Source organism: Leptotrichia sp. SK-5, from assembly GCF_055387215.1.
The window spans coordinates 1,174,543-1,193,116 of sequence record NZ_AP028931.1 but is presented as its reverse complement, the minus strand read 5'-3'; the positions used below and the strand labels follow the sequence as shown (position 1 = coordinate 1,193,116).

Genomic DNA, 18,574 nt, shown 5'->3' with positions numbered 1-18,574 from the left:
TTTTATCACAGATAAGATAAAAATACAACGGAGTAAAGATGAAAAAATTAAAAATTACTTTTTGAAAAATTTACACAAAATATTGATTATTTAACTCTTTTAAACAAAATGATTAAGATAACCTATTCCTAAAGTCTTCATATTCAAATTTTCTAATGACCTCAACTCCACCTTTTTCTGTATAAACTGCAATCACAGGCAAATTTATCCCATTAAAAGTATTCGTCTTCACCATGCTGTAATGTGCCATATCAGTAAAAATAAGCTTATCTCCCACTTTTACAGGATTATCAAAGGAATAATCTCCAATTACATCTCCAGCAAGGCAAGTAGGCCCTCCCAATCTATAAGTGTATTTCTTCTCATTTGGCATTCCTGATCCGAAAATAAATGGACGGTATGGCATTTCGATTACATCAGGCATATGGCATGAAGCTGAAGTATCCATTAACAATATATCCATCTCATTTTTTGTAATATCTAAAACTTCTGAAACTAAAAATCCTGTATTCAAGGCAACTGCTTCTCCTGGCTCCAAATACACTTCCACATCATATTTTTCTTTTATATAATTTATACATTTTACAAGTTTTTCAATATCATAATCTTCTCTTGTAATGTGATGTCCTCCACCGAAATTAATCCATTTCATATTATGTAAATATTTTCCAAATTTTTCTTCAAAAATTTTTAATACATTTTCAAGAGCATCCGAATTTTGTTCACAAAGTGCGTGAAAATGAAATCCATCCAATCCTTCAAGCTCATCTTCCTTAAAATTTTCAAGTGTTACTCCGAATCTCGAAAATCTTCCCGCTGGATTATAAATCTCAGTTTCAACTTCTGAAAATTCTGGATTTAATCTAAGTCCACAACTAATTTTCTTACCATTTTTTTCTTCAAATTCCTTTACTTTACTTTTAAATTTTTTCCATTGATTGAAAGAATTAAAAACAATATGATTTGTTATTTCCATTATTTCATCAAACTCATCATCCCTGTAAGACGGATTAAAAATATGAGTTTCCAATTTTCTACCAGAATTTTTTAACTCCATTTCCTCATACCCAAGTCTTGCCTCAAATAGTGAGCTTGCAGTCGTTCCATTTAAATATTTACTAATTAACGGATAGAAATAAAACATTGAAAATCCCTTTTGTGCAAGTAATATTTTACATCCTGTTCTATCAATTACACTTTTTAATGTTTCAAGATTTCTTTTTAACAGCCTTTCATCAACTATAAACGCTGGTGTTGGCAAATTTGTTATATCCATATCAAGATACTTATTTTTTGACATTTTTTATCATCTCCTTTTATACTTTACACTTTTTATTAATATTATAATTTAAATATCTCTAAAATTTATTCCTTATTATATCACACTTTTCTCAAAATCTATAAAAAAAGATTATCCTAATTTAATATTTTAAGATAATCAATTTTTATTTTTATTTAAACATAATTCTAATCTGTTCTCAGTGCTTCCATTGGCTCCAATGCCGCGGCTTTTTTCGCTGGATAAACTCCAAAAATTAATCCTATCATTGTAGACACCAGTATGCACACAAATACTATAACTGGACTTAAAATTGGCGAAGTTTGTATAAACATTCCAACCAAAAGTGCTAACGAATACCCAATTACAACTCCAATTATACCTCCAAAAAATGTCAAAATAACTGCTTCTATAAGAAACTGAATAAGAATATGCCCTGTTTTCGCTCCAATCGCCTTTCTAAGTCCAACTTCTCTTATTCTCTCGGTAACACTTACAAGCATTATATTCATAACTCCTATCCCGCCTACAAATAATGAAATAGCAGCAACTCCACTTATAAAAAGTGAAAGCATATTAAGAATATTGTTAAATTCATCTAGCCCTTGACTTGTTGAATTTACATTATAAACATTAGGCTCACTCCCTCTTGTTTTTAGCTTTTCTTTTACAACTTCCATTATTCTGCTCATTTCATTAGCATCCGTAGTCTTTATCTGAAGAGCAGTGTATTTATTCTGCTCATTTCCTTCCAAATGGTTTAAATAATTATTAGGAAGAAGTCCCATTGCAGGCATTTGAGCACCACCTCCCAGACTTGCATAAGGATTTTTAAACACTCCAACAATTGTTACAGTTTGACTATTTTTTCTAAAATTTAAAGTCAACTTCTTTCCTATAGGATTTTCACCCGCAAATAGTTGATCGGCTGTTATGTTATCTATTATTACATATTTCCCATCTTTTCTGTATTCATTTGGCAAAAATTTCCTTCCTTTTATTATTGTGTAATCAGAAATTTTAAAATAATCTTCTGTGACTCCCGTTCCAGTAAACATCTTATCTGAACCATCATTTGTAGATAATCTTGCAAAAGTGCTGGAAGTTGGAGTAACTGCTTCAACACCTTCTATATTCTTTAATTCTTTAATATCCTTAGGTGTCAGCAAATCTTGCGACTTATAAGTCTGCCCCGGAGAAGTGTCAATTGACACTTCAAAATTTGACACTCCAAGTTTATTCAAATCTCCAGTAATATTTTCTTTAACTCCCGCTCCTAATGAAGACATCATTATAACTGAAGATATACCGATTATTATTCCAAGCATTGTCAAGAAGGAACGTACCTTATAGCTAAATAAATTTGATACTGATAATTTTAGTAATTCCATAAAATCCATTTACACTACACTCCTCTCCGATGCTGAACAATTTCATCCTTTTCTATTACACCGTCTTTTAATCTAATAATTCTTTTACAATGCTCTGCCACATCTTCCTCATGTGTAACCATTACTATCGTTGTTCCATTATCATTCAGTTTTTTAAAAATTTCCAAAACTTCTTCCCCAGATTTTGAATCCAGATTTCCAGTTGGCTCATCTGCCAAAAGGATTTTTGGATTATTTATTATTGCCCTTGCAATTGCAACCCTTTGTCTTTGACCTCCTGACATTTCATTAGGTTTATGATGAATTCTTTCACCAAGTCCAACACTTTCTAGTGCCTCTGTTGCCTTTTTTAGTCTTTCAGCTTTTTTTACTCCGGCATACAAAGCTGGCAAAGCCACATTCTCTAAAGCAGTCATTTTAGGCAATAAATTAAAAGTTTGAAATACAAAACCTATTTTTTTATTTCTTATTTCAGCAAGAGCATTTCCTTTTATAGTCGAAACATCTTGATTATCTAAAATATAAGTTCCAGATGTAAGGCTGTCAAGACAGCCCAAAATATTCATAAGGGTAGATTTTCCACTTCCAGACGGTCCCATAAAAGCCACATATTCCCCTTCACTTACAGAAAGATTCAATCCTTTCAAAACCTTTAATTCCATGTTTCCATTTTTATATATTTTTACTATATCGCTCACTTTTATCATAAAAATTTACCTCTAAAGTTTATTTTTCTATCTTGGTGGTGGTCCACCAGGTCCTCCACCTTTTCCTGTTTGTTTTTCTTCCTTAAATATTACACCATTAGGAGCTACTTTCTGTTTTGACGGATCTGCAATTTTTATTTTTTGTCCGTCTTTCAATCTTTCATCCGCAACAGTAATTACTCTTTCTCCTACTGATACTCCTGTTTCTACAGCATAAAAAGAATCATCGTTTATTCCAATTTTAATTTCCCGTTTTGAAACTTTGTTATCTTTTCCTACAATAAAAGCGTAATATTTACCATTTTCATTGATAACAGAGCTATATGGCAGTTTTGTTACATTTTTACTTTCCTTGTAAAAAATTGTTGCCGTTATTGTAGCACCTGGTTTTAAACCTTTAGTTTCATTTATTTGGATTTTTACAGTAGTATTACTTTCATCAAGTGTTGAGCTTTTTTCAGCCACTCCAGAAATTTGCAAAACAGATCCTTCTATTTTCTCTCCGTCCGGCAATGAATCTGAAGTAATCTCAACTCTTTGTCCAACTTGAATATTTTTTACCTCATTGTCTGAAAGGCTTACCTCTACCCTCATGTTTGTTGAATCCGATACTTTAAACAAAGTCGTTTCAGTATTTACACGGTAATTTTCATCTGCAGTCATTTCTGTAATAACACCATCAACTGGACTTGTTATTTCATCTTTTATAAGCGACAGATCTTCCTGCAATGTAGCCAGTTCTAATTTTGCTGTCTTTAATGATGTTCTCGCATCTTCAATGCTGGCCTTCTGCTCACTGTCAACCGTATCCAAATCCAGCCTTGAATTTCTTAGATCTTTTCTTGCATTGTCTACATTAACCCGTGTTTCTCCACCAACTTTATACAATTCTTCAGCATTATGTAAATCTCTTGATTTTTGCTGAATTTCCAAACTTTTAGACTCTTTCTTTCTTCTAAGTGATCCTTGAGCATCAACCAAATTTCTTTCATATTTTTTAATTTCTAAATTTTTCATTTGTATTTTTCTCAAAGTCTCATTTTTGTCAACTGGATAAAATGTCAGAACTACATCGCCTTTTTTCACATTATCCCCTTTTTTAAAGAACACTTTGTTTACTCTTTGGCTTGAAGTCGTAAATACTGAAACCGCATTATCTGATACAACTTGTCCATTTTTTGAAACTGATAGCGAAATATCTCCCCTATCAACAGTTGTCACTTCATATTCAGGTTCAGCTTCTTTTTTTCCACATGAAACTGCAGCAAACAATATTACAGCAAATATTGTCATAAATTTATAAAAATAATTTTTCTTTTTTGACTTTTTCCTCTTTGATTCAATAGTTTTAACTATTTCAGAAAATTCTGTATTTATTTCCACAAAATCACCGCTTTCCTAATTTTTGTTTTTATTTTTTACATTAATAATCTCTATTTATAATATTTTATTTTTTTAGTAAATGCCGCAAGTTCATTTTTGGCGGTTTCATAGTCTATTACAGCTTTTTTATAGTTATTCCGCTTTTCCACGTAGTTAGAATATGTGTCAACTCCCAGTTCGTATTTCTTAGCATAAATTTCATATTCTTTTTTCTTAATATTCATTGTATTTTGTGCTGTTAACTCATTTGTCTGGTAAGTTGTGTAAGTTATCATCTGCTGTCCAGCATTTGACACTAGCTCATTTTTTTTCTGTTCATACTGCAGTTTTAATTTATCTGCTTCATTCTTCAAATCCTCAAGAGTATCATTGTGTATTTTGAAAGTTTTTGACACAGATAACCCAACAACAACAGAATGATCCTTTAACGAATATCCAATATCTCCTGATAATTTAGGATACTTATAGTCAATATTTTCCTTTCTTAACTGTTCATTGTTCAGCTGTGAATTCAATTCTATTGTTTCAGCTTCTGATAATCTAAGAGCATAGAAATCATCCTTTTTCAGCTCAACTTTTTTCAAGTCATCAAGTTTCTCTTTTTCAGGCAAAGCAACATTGTAAACTGTAAACCGTTCCCCTAGAACCTGCAGTTCCCGTCCAAGATTTTCATATTTGAGCTGAGAATTTTCATATTCTGTTTTTGCCAGCTCATAGTCATACTGCGTCGCCGTCCCCAGTTCCAATTTTTTAGTCTGAATAGCATAATCTTTTTTAGTATCTTCTAACGTAAGTGCTTCCTGCTCAATTTCTTTCTGCTTATTTTTATAATTTTTGTATAAATCTATCAAATCACGTATTTCTGAATTTTTTGTAGTTTCATTGCTAATTTTCTGTATATTTCGTGAAATTTGATTGGTTTTTTTATTATAATTAACATCACTATACCCAAAATAATCATTCAAAGTTTTAGAAATACCAATTTTATTTTCTGTAAGTTCACTGCTTCTAAAATTATATGCATTCCTATAATAAAACATCCCATACTTTACATTATTTTGCATAGTTAGACCATTTGCTACTCCGTGTAATGTATAATTATTATCCGAAGTTACACTAACTTCATTCCACTCCCCATTTTTTAAAGCCTTATCCTTTATATCAAACTTTCTCATATTTTTTTCATTAATTTTTGTCGTATACGAATTTTTTTCATACTCAGAAATCAAGTCATCCACATTAACTGCAAACCCTACTACACTAAACGTGAATAATGCTGATAAAACCTGTATTTTTCTATTTTTAAAATTCAAAAATATCTTAACCATGTAATCTCCTTCCCTCTAGAATGAACAGCTTATTTTTATCAAGATTTATTATAACACCTATTTCATAGAATATCATTTTTTTTTGACAAATTTATGTCATTTTTTTAAATTTTTTATTTAATTAACCTTAAAATGAATCGATTATTTTTTTATATTTTTAAGTACTAAATTTGTTTAACAATCTAATTTATCAAATTCTATAATCTTTTAGTATTTAAATTAGTGATTTTAAGATAAAATTATTAAACAAACTTAATTTTTAAAAGATTGAAATATAATAAATAAAATGATATACTTTTATAAGATAAATAACATTTATAATTATTTTTTAATAAAAAATAACAACACAAATTAAATAATATAAATTGGAGGATGATTTAATGGAAAAATCCGCATTTTATCATAGAACTGAATCTGAATACGCCTACCTTTATACAGAAGATGAAATTCACATTAGACTAAGAACTAAAAAGAACGATGTTGCTCAAGTAATACTTCACTATGGAGATACAGCTCTATTTGACTTTACGCAAGATTATCAGTATCATATTTCAATGTCAATAATTACAAGCGATCTTTGTCACGATTACTGGCAAGCCAGTGTAAAAGTTGATTATCGTCGGATTTCATATTTATTTGAAATAATAGGCACAGATGGGGAAAAAGTATTTTTTGGTGATATGGGAGTTGTTGAAAATCAGCCATATCAGTACCAAGCTGGGGCAAATAGTTTTAAAACACCATATTTACATGATTCTGATAGGGTAAAAGTGCCTAAGTGGGTTCGAGAAACTGTATGGTATCAAATTTTTCCAGAGCGTTTTGCTAATGGAAATCCTGAAATTTCTCCCATAAACAGCTTGGCTTGGGATACAGATATTTCGCCTAAGCACGATGATTTTTTTGGTGGTGATTTGTATGGGATACTCCAAAAACTTGACTATTTACAAGATTTGGGTATTACAGGTCTTTATTTCTGCCCTGTATTTGAAGCTCCAAGTAATCATAAATACGACACTGTCAATTATTTTGAAATTGATAAGCATTTCGGAGATAAAGAAATTTTCAGAAAATTAATTGAAGAAGCTCATAAACGAAATATGAAAATTATGCTTGATGCTGTTTTTAACCATATTGGAAATCATTCAGCACAATGGCACGATGTTATAAAAAATGCAGAAAATTCCATTTACCGTGACTGGTTTTACATTCACAGTTTCCCAGTTTATACAAACACAGAAAAAATTCCAGATATTCATCATTACTTAAATTACGACACCTTTAAATTTAGTCCAAAACTTCCTAAACTAAATACTTCAAATCCTGAAGTTAGACAATACCTGCTCGATATTGCAACTTATTGGATAAAAGAATTTAATATTGATGCATGGCGGCTAGATGTGGCAAATGAGGTTGAACATCAATTTTGGAAAGATTTTCATAACACAGTAACAGCTATTAAACCAGATATTTACATACTCGGAGAAATCTGGCACAATTCACATACGTGGCTAAATGGTGATGAATTTCACGCTGTAACAAATTATCCTCTTGCTGCTAGTATAAAAAATTATTTTCTAACAAAGACACTTTCAGCAGAAGAATTTAAGAATCAGATTAACAGCCAACTTATGTATTATCGTCAACAAACTAATGAAGTTATGTTAAATATGCTTGACTCCCACGATACCGAGCGTATCCTCACTACAGCCAAAGAAAATCATAATGCCGTTAAATCTGCACTAGCCTTTACGTTCCTGCATTTAGGATCTCCATGTATTTATTATGGTACTGAAGTCGGTATGAAAGGTAGTTCAGATCCTGATTGCCGTCGAGTTATGCCTTGGGATGAAAATAAGCAAGATACAGAAATGAAAAATTTTATTAAGAAATTGATTGCTTTAAGAAAAGAGTACATAAACTGGATTATTTATGGAAAACGAAACATTGAAATCCTTGAAAATAATATTTTGCAAGTTACAATTAATTATAATAATTTTAAGCTTACTATAAGCTATAATAACACAAGTAATATTATTAAATTAGCAAAGATAAGGAAAACTCTTTTAACTAATTCTAAGCTTATTCCCGAAGATAACGCTGTTCTCCTTGAACCTGATACTTTTCTAGTACAGCTGCTTTAAACCAAACTTAAGTTTTAGATTTATCAATTTTAATCAAATTTTAGAAAATTCCTCTTGCATGAGAGGATTTTATTTTATAATCTATCATATTTATCTAACTTACAAAACAAATTTAGACTGTTGCGAACCGTTGCGAATTGTTAATTTATATTTTTTGGTCGTTAAAATTCAACATAAATTCTATTGAAAATATAGATTTACAATTTCACGCATTTATTATATAATAATCTATAAAATAAATTATCAAGTTAAGAAAAGGAGTATTTTATTATGGCAAGTTACAAAAATTTTGACTTCAAAAAATTATATTTTCTTGTATATATTGCTTTAATTTTGCTAGTGGTGTTTATAGCTTTTAAGCTAGGAATATTTTTATTTCCATTCACAATAGCATTATTTTTGTCAATCTTAACACGTCCATTTACAAGATTTTTAGAAAAAAAATTGAAATTATCAAAAAAGCTTTCAACAATAATTTCAATTGTAACATTTTTAATTATATTTTTTGGAGCAATTGGATGGGGGTCATTAAAGTTAATAAGTGAAATCTACAAATTATCACAAAATCTTAACAATTACAGCGAGATGGCACAAAAACTATGGTCTGACAATATGACAAAAATCGATACTTACTTAGGAAATTTCCCCTCAGGTTTTACAAGACAGGTAAATGATACTATAAACAGCTTTATTTCATCAGGTTCTGCACGGCTTGGAATATTTATAAAGGGATTGATAAATTTTATCACTTCTATTCCGACGTTGATTTTATATATTTGCATAACAATTTTAGCGACTTTCTTCATAAGCCTTGACAGAGATGAAATTGTAATTTTTTTAGAACAACAATTGCCAAAATCTTGGCTAGATAAGGTTTTTAATATTAAAACAGACATGTTTACAGTTCTTGGCTCTTATATAAAAGCTCAGATTATCTTAATGACAATTTGTTTTTTTGAACTTTTGATATGGTTAAACTTGTTATCATTCCTAAAATTAAACGTTCCTTATCCTTTACTAATGTCAATTATAATTTGTCTAATTGATGCTTTACCAATTTTAGGAGCAGGAACAATTTTAATCCCATGGGCTATAATTTCTTTTGCTTTAGGTGATATTAAATTAGGAATTATGCTAATAATAATCTATCTATTTGTTTTATCAGTGAGACAAATGCTAGAGCCAAAATTAGTAAGTCAAAACTTGGGAGTTCATCCATTAATCACACTGATTTCAATGTATTCAGGTTTTAAAATTTTTGGAGTAATTGGATTTCTAATAGGACCTGTTGTAATGATTATTTTAAAAAATGTATTTTCAAGAGAATTGGAAGTTGGATTTTTTAGGGATATTTTTGGTGATTCGTCTGACAATATTCAAAACAAAATACATAAAGAAAATAAAAAGAGCCGCAATTAAGCGACTCTATTTTTTTATTTCAAAATAAATTTATAATTTTATGCTTTTTCAGCCATCATATCCTTAACTTTCATAAGCCTTGTGATGCTTGATCTTTCATTTTCATCAAGTTTCATCTGAATATAACGGATTGTTTCTTCAAGCTGTGGAATTGTCATATATTCCAGTGCGTTTACACGCCGTCTTGTTTTTTCCACTTCATCTGCCATAAGCTGACATGCCTTTTCGATTTCTGCCAGTTCCAGCAAGTCTTTCATTACTCGATTCAAGCCATCAACAGCATCATCTAAATCAGCAGATGTTTGAGCATATCCATAAGGATAAGATACTTCTGGATTTTCCATATCTCTATTAAAAGTCATTGTTGGAACAATTACGCTCATTACATTTTTAGTTTTTATATCTGCTAAAAGTTTATCTTCCGAATATGCAATAGCATTTTCAAGCATTTCATCAGACATTACTCCTCTTGCAAGTAAAAAATCCTTAAATGAATTTTGTAATTTTCCTTCCACTTCTTCACGTAATTTTCTATTCTGTTTTATTAAAATAATAAATTGACGCATAAGTTCATCTTGCTTGTCCTTTAACAGTTTATGTCCACTTTTAGCAGTTTTTAGACGTATCTTTAAACGGCTCAGCTCCATTCTTGTAGGATTTACATTTAATCTTGCCATAGTCTATTCATCTCCTGCAGGCAAATATTTTTCCAAATATTCGTCTCTAATTCTTTTCAACTCTGTTCTTGGTAATATTTTTAGTAAATCCCATCCTAAATTTAAAGTGTCTTCAATAGTTCTGTTGTTATCAAATCCTTGAGCTACGTATTGTTCCTCAAATGCAGTTGTAAATTTAACAAACGCTTTATCAGTTTCAGATAATGCTGATTCCCCTAGAATTACAGCCAGTTCCTTTGCTTCCTTACCAGTTGCATAAGCTGCAAATAATTGGTTCATTGTATCTGCATGATCTTCTCTAGTTTTTCCTTTTCCAATTCCTTTATCCTTCAATCTTGAAAGTGATGGTAAAACATTTATTGGAGGCATTAAGTTCTGTTTGTATAAATCTCTTGACAAGATTATTTGCCCCTCTGTAATATATCCAGTCAAATCTGGAATCGGATGTGTCTTATCATCTTCTGGCATTGTCAAAATTGGTATTTGCGTAATTGAACCTTCACGCCCTTTGATTCTTCCTGCTCTTTCATAAATTGTGGATAAGTCAGTATACAAGTATCCAGGGTATCCTCTTCTTCCAGGAACTTCTTTTCTTGCTGCCGAAACTTCCCTTAACGCTTCACAATAGTTAGTCAAGTCAGTCAAAATTACAAGTACGTGCATTCCTTTTTCAAATGCCAAGTATTCTGCACAAGTAAGTGCCATTTTTGGTGTAGACAGACGCTCAATTGCAGGATCGTTAGCCAAATTCATAAACAATACTGCCCTATCTATTGCTCCAGTTTTTATAAAGTCTTCCGTAAACGTCTGAGCTTCTTCAAACGTAATTCCAATCGCTCCAAACACCACTGCAAATTTTGAATCTGTTCCCAAAACTTTTGCCTGTCTTGCAATTTGAAGCGCTAATTCTGCATGTGGAAGCCCTGAACCAGAGAAAATTGGTAATTTTTGCCCTCTAACAAGGGTATTTAAGCCATCAATCGCAGAAACTCCTGTTTGAATAAATTCTGACGGATAATCACGTGCAACTGGATTTATAGCCGTTCCATTTATATCCAATGTTTTTTCAGGAATTATTTTTGGTCCATTATCTTTTGGTCGTCCCAACCCATCAAATACACGCCCTATCATATCTTCTGATACTCCAAGCGACAAAGGTCTACCCAAAAATCTTACTTTTGAATCCTTTAAATTAATTCCAGCTGAATTTTCAAATAGCTGTACTACTGCCTTATCGCCATTTACTTCAAGTACACGTCCACGACGAAGCTCTCCATTTTGTGTTTCAATTTCAACAAGTTCCTCGTATTTTATTCCTTCAACACCTTCAACAACCATCAACGGCCCTACTATTTCCTTAATAGTTTTGTATTCCTTAAGCATTTGCTACACCTCCTTTATTTACAAGTTCATCAATTTCTTTTTCCAACTCTTTTGCTATTTCTTCAATTTTACCTAACTCTGCCTCAGGTAAATATTTTGCTCTTGCGATTCTTTCTCTTACAGGCATTGCAACGATTTCATTTAAATAAGCTCCATTTTCAAGTCCTCTTAATCCCTCATCATAGAATTTCAATACTATATCAAGCATTTTATCCTGTTTTTCAAGCGAAGTATAAGTATCTGACTCCATAAACGCATTTTGCTGCAAGTAATCTTCCCTTATAGATTTTGCAATTTCCAGTTTAAGCTGATCTTTTTCTGACAAAGTATCCTTACCAACCAGTCTAACTATTTCCTGTAGACTGTTTTCTTCTTGTAATAATGAAATTGCACGTGCTCTATTTTTAGAAAATTTCGGTCCTACATTCTGATCCATCCAATTATCCACTTTTCCTTGATACAATGAGTATGAATTTAACCAGTTAATTGCTGGGAAGTGACGTCTATACGCCAGATTGGCATCTAATCCCCAGAATACCTTAACAATACGAAGTGTAGCCTGAGATACTGGCTCTGAAATATCTCCACCTGGAGGAGAAACTGCTCCGATAACTGTAAGTGCTCCTTCTCTTCCATCTTGTCCAAGACAAATTACTTTCCCCGCTCTTTCATAAAACTCAGCAGCTCTTGAACCTAGATACGCTGGGTATCCTTCATCTCCCGGCATTTCTTCAAGCCGTCCAGACATTTCCCTAAGAGCTTCTGCCCATCTTGAAGTGGAATCCGCCATTATTGCCACAGAGTATCCCATATCCCTAAAATATTCTGCAATTGTGATTCCAGTATAAATACTAGCTTCTCTGGCTGCAACTGGCATATTTGAAGTATTTGCTATAAGTACAGTTCTTTTCATTAGTGATTGTCCTGTTTTTGGATCTATTATTTCTGGAAATTCCATAAGAACATCGGTCATCTCATTTCCACGTTCTCCACATCCTACATAAACTATAATTTCAGCATCTGCCCATTTAGCCATTTGGTGCTGTACAACTGTTTTTCCAGATCCAAAAGGTCCTGGTACACATGCAGTTCCACCTTTAGTTACAGGAAAGAATGTATCAATTACTCTTTGTCCTGTAATTAGTGGCGCTTCTGGATTTAATTTCTGCTTGTATTTTCTTCCACGTCTTACTGGCCATTTTTGCATCATTTGAACTTCTATCAATTCACCTTTTTCTGTTTCAATAACTGCGATTGTATCAACTACTGTGTAGCTTCCACTTTTAATAGTTTTCAAAGTTCCTTTAATTCCTGCTGGAACCATAATTTTATGGCTTACAACAGAAGTTTCCTGAACTGTTCCCAGAATATCTCCAGTTTCAACTTCTGCTCCAGTAGATAAAACAGGCTCAAATTCCCATTTTTTATCTCTATTTAAAGGATTTACTTCTACCCCTTTATCCAAAAAATCTCCTGCTATTTCCTGATATTCCTTTAGTGGACGCTGAATTCCATCAAACATCGCTTCAATAAGTCCAGGTCCCAATTCAACACTCAAAGGCTCTCCAGTTGTAAAAACCTCTTCTCCTGGACCAATTCCAGATGTTTCTTCATATACTTGAATAGAAGCCTGATCGCCTCTCATTTCAATAATTTCACCTATCAACTTTTTCTCTGAAACTCTTACCACATCATATACATTGGCATTTTCCATACCTTCTGCAACAACAAGAGGTCCAGATACTTTTATTATTCTTCCTGTTTTCAATGAATTTCTCCTTTCATCTAAAATATATTAGATCCTATCGCTTTTTCAACGTACTCATCTATCTTTTTAAGCCCTATTCCCAGACTTCCTTGATTATTCGGAATCAAAATAACAGCTGGAAGCACTTCACGATTGTATCTTTCAATAGTACTTTCTATCATAACTGCAACTTGCTCTGTTACAAAGATAATACCATAGTTATTACTTGCCATTTCATCTATTGTACTTCTTGCCTCTTCTTTTGTAATAACTGGATACACGTCAATTCCCAATGCTTTAAATGATAAAATAGAATCTTTATCTCCAACTACACCTATTTTATGCATAAGTTTCACGCAACCTTTCTCTTATTTTATCCGAACTTATATTATTTATCTTACTTACCATTATCATTCTTATTGCATTAATTTCACGCTCTTTTGCAACTAGATATGTAAATAATGGCTCTGGTCCAAATACAACATATTTTGACTCTTTATTTAATTCCATCAAGTAATTATCAGAAATTTTTTCAAATTCTGATAATCTTTTTGTTTCACTAAATACTTCTAGTCCTTTTGTTAGATATATTCCCAATTTTTCCTTCTTGAACTTATTCAAAATAGTATCTGTATTGTCATTTATTGACTCAACAATTTTATTTTTTGAAATTGTCCCACCTTCAAAAATAACAGTTTCCAAAAATCTTGCATCACGATTTTGTTTTTTCACTCTAAATAAAGTTATCATATTTTGAAAATCAATCAGTCCTTCAACATAATCAGTAATAACTTTCACATCAATTTCTCTTGATAGTCTTGATAAATTTTTAAAATAATGTTTATCTACGAGTATATCAATTCTTTGTGGATCATGATTTTCTTCAAAGTCCTTCTGCACTTCGTTAATTGCATCTAGAATTTCTTGTGGCAAATCATGACTTTGCAAATCAAATTTTGTCTTAAACTTCCCAGCATCAATTGTCCCAGCTTGCATAAGCAAACTTGAAAAATCTTTTCCTGTTATTTTACTTTTTAATAACACCTTTAGATTATGATAATCATATTTAAGAGATAAAATATCAACAATTGCAGTGTTTTTAACCATACTTCTTACAATGGAAAAAACACGCTCTGTTTCTCTTTTCAGTATTGTTTCATAATCTTGACTGCCGTGAATATCAGCCATATCTTGAGAATATTCCGTTTCTCCCAATAATTTTAGCACTTCTTCGGGAGTTTCGGCTTCTATCATACGTTCCAGCCTATTTCTAGTCAAAAGCCTCTTTTCAAGTACTCTAATAGTTACGACACTTTGTCCGTAATCCATTCTATCCATTTTTTTCTCCCTTGTTTACAAATTCCAGTTAATTATAAAATTTATTTTGTAAAAGAAAATATAAAACTTAAATTTCTATAAATTTTATTTACATTATGAAAAAAGAAGTTTGGAAATTTCAACTTCCAGTTCATCTCTCATAAAATCCAGTTTCACTTCAAAAGTGTAATTTTCTTGAATTCCATTTTCTTCAATAATAAATCCTGAAGTTACAAACTCATTTTCTTTCACTTTTGCACTTGGAAATTCTTTTTTTACTTTATTTAAAAACTCTTTTTTTACAATTAGTTCTTTTCCTGTTATAGATTTTTTATCAATATTTTGATTCAAATAATTAATATATTCCTTCTCATTCATATTAACAAGTTTTGTTTTTAATTTATTTATAACTTTGTCAATTACTATCTGTTTTGCCTTTAATTTTTCATTTCTAGCCTTTAAATTTGCACTTGACTTAATTCTGTCTGAAAGCAGTTCACGCTCTCTTCTTGCATTTTCAAGCAATGTTTGTTTTTTTGCAATAGCTTTTTTTATTTCCAAATCGTATTTTTGCTTTGCTTTTTCCTCTGCACTTTTTACAATTTTGTCGGCTTCCTCTTTAGCATCATTTAATATTTTTGATGTTAAATTATTTAAATTAGACATATTCACTCCTTACCATATTTAAGGGGTATAAATACCCCTTTTTAAATTAGAATCTTCCTAATAGCATAATTGATACAACGAATGCCAATAATGCATAAGTTTCAACCATTACTGAGTAAATAATACCTTTTGTATTTTGTTCTTCATTTTTTGCAAGCAGGCTAATACCAGACGCCGCAACTCTTCCTTGCGCGATTGCCGAACCATAACCTGCTATTGCGATTGGTAAACAAGCCATTAAAATTCCTAATCCAGTTTGTAAAGGCATTTCAGGTTTTAATTTTCCTAACACCATAAGTCCAATAACGAATCCATATAACCCTTGTGTTCCTGGTAATAATTGCAATACTAACGATTTACCAAATTTTTCAGGTTCTTCACTCATAAGTCCAGTAGCTACTTCCCCAACAATACCTACACCTTTTGCAGACCCAATACCTGCTAATAATGTCGCTAATGCCGCACCTAATGTCGCCATTACGATTCCTCCATTTTGTACTAAAAATTGTGAAAAATTCATTTTATTTCCTCCTAATTTTTTCTATTTTTTGTTAAACATTTTTACTAAACTTAAATTATAAAATTAATCATCAAGATTTATATATTTATTTTCTGTTCTAAAATCTTTAAACGGTTTTCCTCCACCTTCGTAAAATTTTCCAAAATACTCTACATACATAAGTCTTGAAGTATGAACATAAGCACCTAGGAAAGATAAGAACATATTAAACAAATGTCCTGCTATCAGTATTACTGGAATAAAAATCATACCAAACCAGTTTCCACCAATCATTCCTGCTATCATATTTATAGCTGACGCAATAAATCCACCAGAAAGTCCTAAAGCCATAAGTCTTGAATATGATACAAAATCTCCTACATAACTTGAAATTCCATAAAGGCTATAAAGTCCGCCACCTAATTTTGCACCGACTCCTTTAGCTTCACGTCCACCAGTAAGTACGATTCCAGCCATTCCGGCAATCATTACCCACATTGACACGTTTGCCACAACTGCTGATAAATTCATTAACTTGAATATTAGGAATAACATTCCGCCAATAAGAGCCATATACCAAAACAATACATCATAAACTGCTTCCAATGATTTACCATCTCTAATTAACATATACGCTTTTATTGCCAATCCAACAAATATATGGACTACACCAAATACAATTGAACCTATCAATAAATCGTTATATTGTGACGCTGGATCTACCAATCTCCACATTCCTGGGATTGTCGCTCCAAAATATGAACCATATAAAAGCCCCCAGAAAATAACAGAAAAACTTAAATAAAAGAAAAACTTGATAGATTTTCTCATTTGAGAACTTAAATTCACTACTTTTAAAACAAACATTGTTGCAAGCAGTAATACAAGCCCATAACCTACATCTGCTCCCATCATTCCAAAAAATAAGATATAAAACGGTGTAAACAGTGGAGTTGGATCAATTTCATTATATCTTGGATATGCATACATTCCAGTCAAATTTTCAAATGTACTTGCAACTTTTCCATTTTTCAGCTTAATAGGCACTGTCGCATCATCCCTATCCGCATCTGTAAATGTCAAGTAATAATTATCTCCAGCCTCATCTTTTATCACTTTCTCAAATTCACTTACTTTTTCAGTTGGAATCCATCCTTTTATCAAAATAGTATTTTCAGTCTGTGCTAATTTTTCTGATTCAACAATTCTTAACTTTTTATTCTGCATATATTCGTAAACTGCCTGTAAATCAGTCAAATCTTCACTATAAGTTTTAATTTGAGCTTTTAGTCTTCGTTTTTCCTTCTTCAGCTCTGAAATTTCCTTTTGCAGTTCATTTTTATAATCTTGTGGAACTGCATCAATGTCAAGATTTTCCACTGTAAAACTGCTATTTCTAAAAACTTCAGCCAACTTTTCCTTTTCACTTTCATCAATACTTGAAATTACAAGATAATACACTTCATCTTTTACTATTTTCAGCTCTTCATAATAAGTTTTATCAAGCTTAGAAATACCATCAATAAAAGTTCCTTTTAACTTTATTGGCACTGTACCTAAAAATGTATTTACTTTTTTCAAGTTCTTTAATTCTTTAGGATTTACATCTAGTCGTTCCCACAAATCAATTTCATCATAACGCATGTATTTTTTAGAAATTTCCGATTTTATTTGTGAATATTGTGTTCCAATTTTATTCAGTTCAAAAGAAACTTTCTTCCAGTCATAACTCAATGCTTTTTTTGCCAATTCATCAAATGTATAATTTTCATTTCCATGAATAACATCTCTTAAACGTGTTTTTCTTTCATCATATTTTTTAATAAGAGAAATCGCATTGCTTAACTGATAAAGACGTTCATCAATGTGTGTCAGCTCTTCATTATTCACATATTTAGCAACACCTTCAACAGCATCTTTACTAAGTTCCCCATTTTCATCATGCAACTCAATATCTACAAAATTTACTTCTTTAAATTTTTGAAGTTTCTTTAATACTTTAGCTCTTTGTTCTGCGAAAACAACTAAATCAAATTTGCTCATTTTAACTATTGCCATTATTTCACAATCCTCTCTGCTAATAAATTAACAACTTCATCTATTTTCTTTTCGTCAATTTCAAGAATTTTGTTTACATTTTCTTCTTCACTGCTCAAAAGAGATTTTACTCTTTTTTCAGCATCATCCATTGACTCTTTTTTCAAATTTTCTACTTCAAGATTTGTCTCAGAAATTAGTTTATCGCCGTCATCTTTTATTTTCTGCTCAATATTTTTCAAAATATCTTTTGCCTTTTCATTTGCATCAGCAATAATCTTGTCTGATTCACTTTCAGCATCTTTTATTTTTTGTAAAACTTCTTTTGCCAAGATATAACCTCCTTCAAAATTTATTTTTACTTTTTTATAACTATAATAATATTACTTTAAAAACAAAACTTCACAAATATTATTTTACTCTCAAACCTCTAATTTATCTGTTTTTTTATTCATAAATATGATTTTTTTTAATTTTATATTTATAAAAACTAAATTTGGAATCGAGTAGTATAATTGTGACCTAAAAACTTTCTTAAAATAGTTTTACTATAATTATAACAAAATAAGTTGACTGCTTAGTCAGTATATCAATATG

Annotated in this window: 16 protein-coding genes; 2 read left to right on the top strand and 14 right to left on the bottom strand. The window is 31.2% G+C overall.

Going from position 1 to position 18,574, the window contains the following annotated elements; translation table 11 throughout:
- Window positions 1–112: 112 nt before the first annotated feature.
- The 5 genes from nspC to ACZ5B9_RS06010 form a co-directional block, all read right to left on the bottom strand.
- Window positions 113–1,300 carry a carboxynorspermidine decarboxylase gene (gene nspC / locus ACZ5B9_RS06030; RefSeq protein WP_464423781.1) on the bottom strand — a complete coding sequence of 396 codons (1,188 nt, stop codon included), beginning with the start codon at window positions 1,298–1,300 and terminating at the stop codon, window positions 113–115.
- A 167-nt stretch (window positions 1,301–1,467) separates the two neighbouring features.
- Window positions 1,468–2,679 (bottom strand): ABC transporter permease, encoded by a 1,212-nt coding sequence (locus ACZ5B9_RS06025; RefSeq protein ID WP_071124671.1) that lies wholly within the window; start codon window positions 2,677–2,679, stop codon window positions 1,468–1,470.
- A 5-nt stretch (window positions 2,680–2,684) separates the two neighbouring features.
- Window positions 2,685–3,377, bottom strand: coding sequence for an ABC transporter ATP-binding protein (locus tag ACZ5B9_RS06020; RefSeq protein WP_315287515.1), 693 nt, complete (start codon window positions 3,375–3,377; stop codon window positions 2,685–2,687).
- A 27-nt stretch (window positions 3,378–3,404) separates the two neighbouring features.
- On the bottom strand, window positions 3,405–4,760 hold the full coding sequence (locus ACZ5B9_RS06015) for an efflux RND transporter periplasmic adaptor subunit (RefSeq protein ID WP_464423780.1): 1,356 nt from the start codon (window positions 4,758–4,760) through the stop codon (window positions 3,405–3,407).
- A gap of 50 nt (window positions 4,761–4,810) precedes the next feature.
- Window positions 4,811–6,088: a TolC family protein gene (locus ACZ5B9_RS06010; RefSeq protein ID WP_464423779.1), complete on the bottom strand. Its 1,278-nt coding sequence runs from the start codon at window positions 6,086–6,088 to the stop codon at window positions 4,811–4,813.
- Window positions 6,089–6,468: 380 nt separating this feature from the next.
- Here ACZ5B9_RS06010 and ACZ5B9_RS06005 point away from each other — a divergent pair, with 380 nt between their 5' ends.
- Both ACZ5B9_RS06005 and ytvI read left to right on the top strand, forming a co-directional pair.
- Window positions 6,469–8,232, top strand: coding sequence for a glycoside hydrolase family 13 protein (locus ACZ5B9_RS06005; RefSeq protein WP_464423778.1), 1,764 nt, complete (start codon window positions 6,469–6,471; stop codon window positions 8,230–8,232).
- Between the two features lie 270 nt (window positions 8,233–8,502).
- Window positions 8,503–9,651 (top strand): sporulation integral membrane protein YtvI, encoded by a 1,149-nt coding sequence (ytvI, locus tag ACZ5B9_RS06000; protein WP_464423777.1) that lies wholly within the window; start codon window positions 8,503–8,505, stop codon window positions 9,649–9,651.
- 38 nt (window positions 9,652–9,689) lie between these two features.
- On the opposite strand, the gene ACZ5B9_RS05995 is transcribed toward ytvI, so the two are convergent.
- The 9 genes from ACZ5B9_RS05995 to ACZ5B9_RS05955 form a co-directional block, all read right to left on the bottom strand.
- Window positions 9,690–10,328 (bottom strand): V-type ATP synthase subunit D, encoded by a 639-nt coding sequence (locus ACZ5B9_RS05995; protein ID WP_464423776.1) that lies wholly within the window; start codon window positions 10,326–10,328, stop codon window positions 9,690–9,692.
- 3 nt (window positions 10,329–10,331) lie between these two features.
- The gene (locus ACZ5B9_RS05990; RefSeq protein ID WP_015769015.1) at window positions 10,332–11,711 is read right to left on the bottom strand and encodes a V-type ATP synthase subunit B; all 1,380 of its coding nucleotides are present in this window, start codon (window positions 11,709–11,711) and stop codon (window positions 10,332–10,334) included.
- Complete coding sequence (locus ACZ5B9_RS05985) at window positions 11,704–13,479, bottom strand: V-type ATP synthase subunit A (protein WP_464423775.1); 1,776 nt, start codon at window positions 13,477–13,479, stop codon at window positions 11,704–11,706. Before ACZ5B9_RS05985 ends, ACZ5B9_RS05990 begins: the two co-directional genes overlap by 8 nt.
- 17 nt (window positions 13,480–13,496) lie before the next feature.
- On the bottom strand, window positions 13,497–13,805 hold the full coding sequence (locus ACZ5B9_RS05980; protein ID WP_006803742.1) for a V-type ATP synthase subunit F: 309 nt from the start codon (window positions 13,803–13,805) through the stop codon (window positions 13,497–13,499).
- On the bottom strand, window positions 13,798–14,796 hold the full coding sequence (locus tag ACZ5B9_RS05975) for a V-type ATP synthase subunit C (RefSeq protein ID WP_464423774.1): 999 nt from the start codon (window positions 14,794–14,796) through the stop codon (window positions 13,798–13,800). The genes ACZ5B9_RS05980 and ACZ5B9_RS05975 overlap by 8 nt, the downstream gene beginning before the upstream one ends.
- Window positions 14,797–14,889: 93 nt before the next feature.
- Window positions 14,890–15,441 (bottom strand): V-type ATP synthase subunit E, encoded by a 552-nt coding sequence (locus ACZ5B9_RS05970; RefSeq protein WP_464423773.1) that lies wholly within the window; start codon window positions 15,439–15,441, stop codon window positions 14,890–14,892.
- 46 nt (window positions 15,442–15,487) lie between these two features.
- Window positions 15,488–15,961, bottom strand: coding sequence for a V-type ATP synthase subunit K (locus tag ACZ5B9_RS05965; protein ID WP_006803739.1), 474 nt, complete (start codon window positions 15,959–15,961; stop codon window positions 15,488–15,490).
- Window positions 15,962–16,024: 63 nt separating this feature from the next.
- Window positions 16,025–17,998 carry a V-type ATP synthase subunit I gene (locus ACZ5B9_RS05960; RefSeq protein WP_464423772.1) on the bottom strand — a complete coding sequence of 658 codons (1,974 nt, stop codon included), beginning with the start codon at window positions 17,996–17,998 and terminating at the stop codon, window positions 16,025–16,027.
- Complete coding sequence (locus tag ACZ5B9_RS05955; RefSeq protein WP_455036671.1) at window positions 17,998–18,309, bottom strand: hypothetical protein; 312 nt, start codon at window positions 18,307–18,309, stop codon at window positions 17,998–18,000. The genes ACZ5B9_RS05960 and ACZ5B9_RS05955 overlap by 1 nt, the downstream gene beginning before the upstream one ends.
- Between the last annotated feature and the right edge of the window lie 265 nt (window positions 18,310–18,574).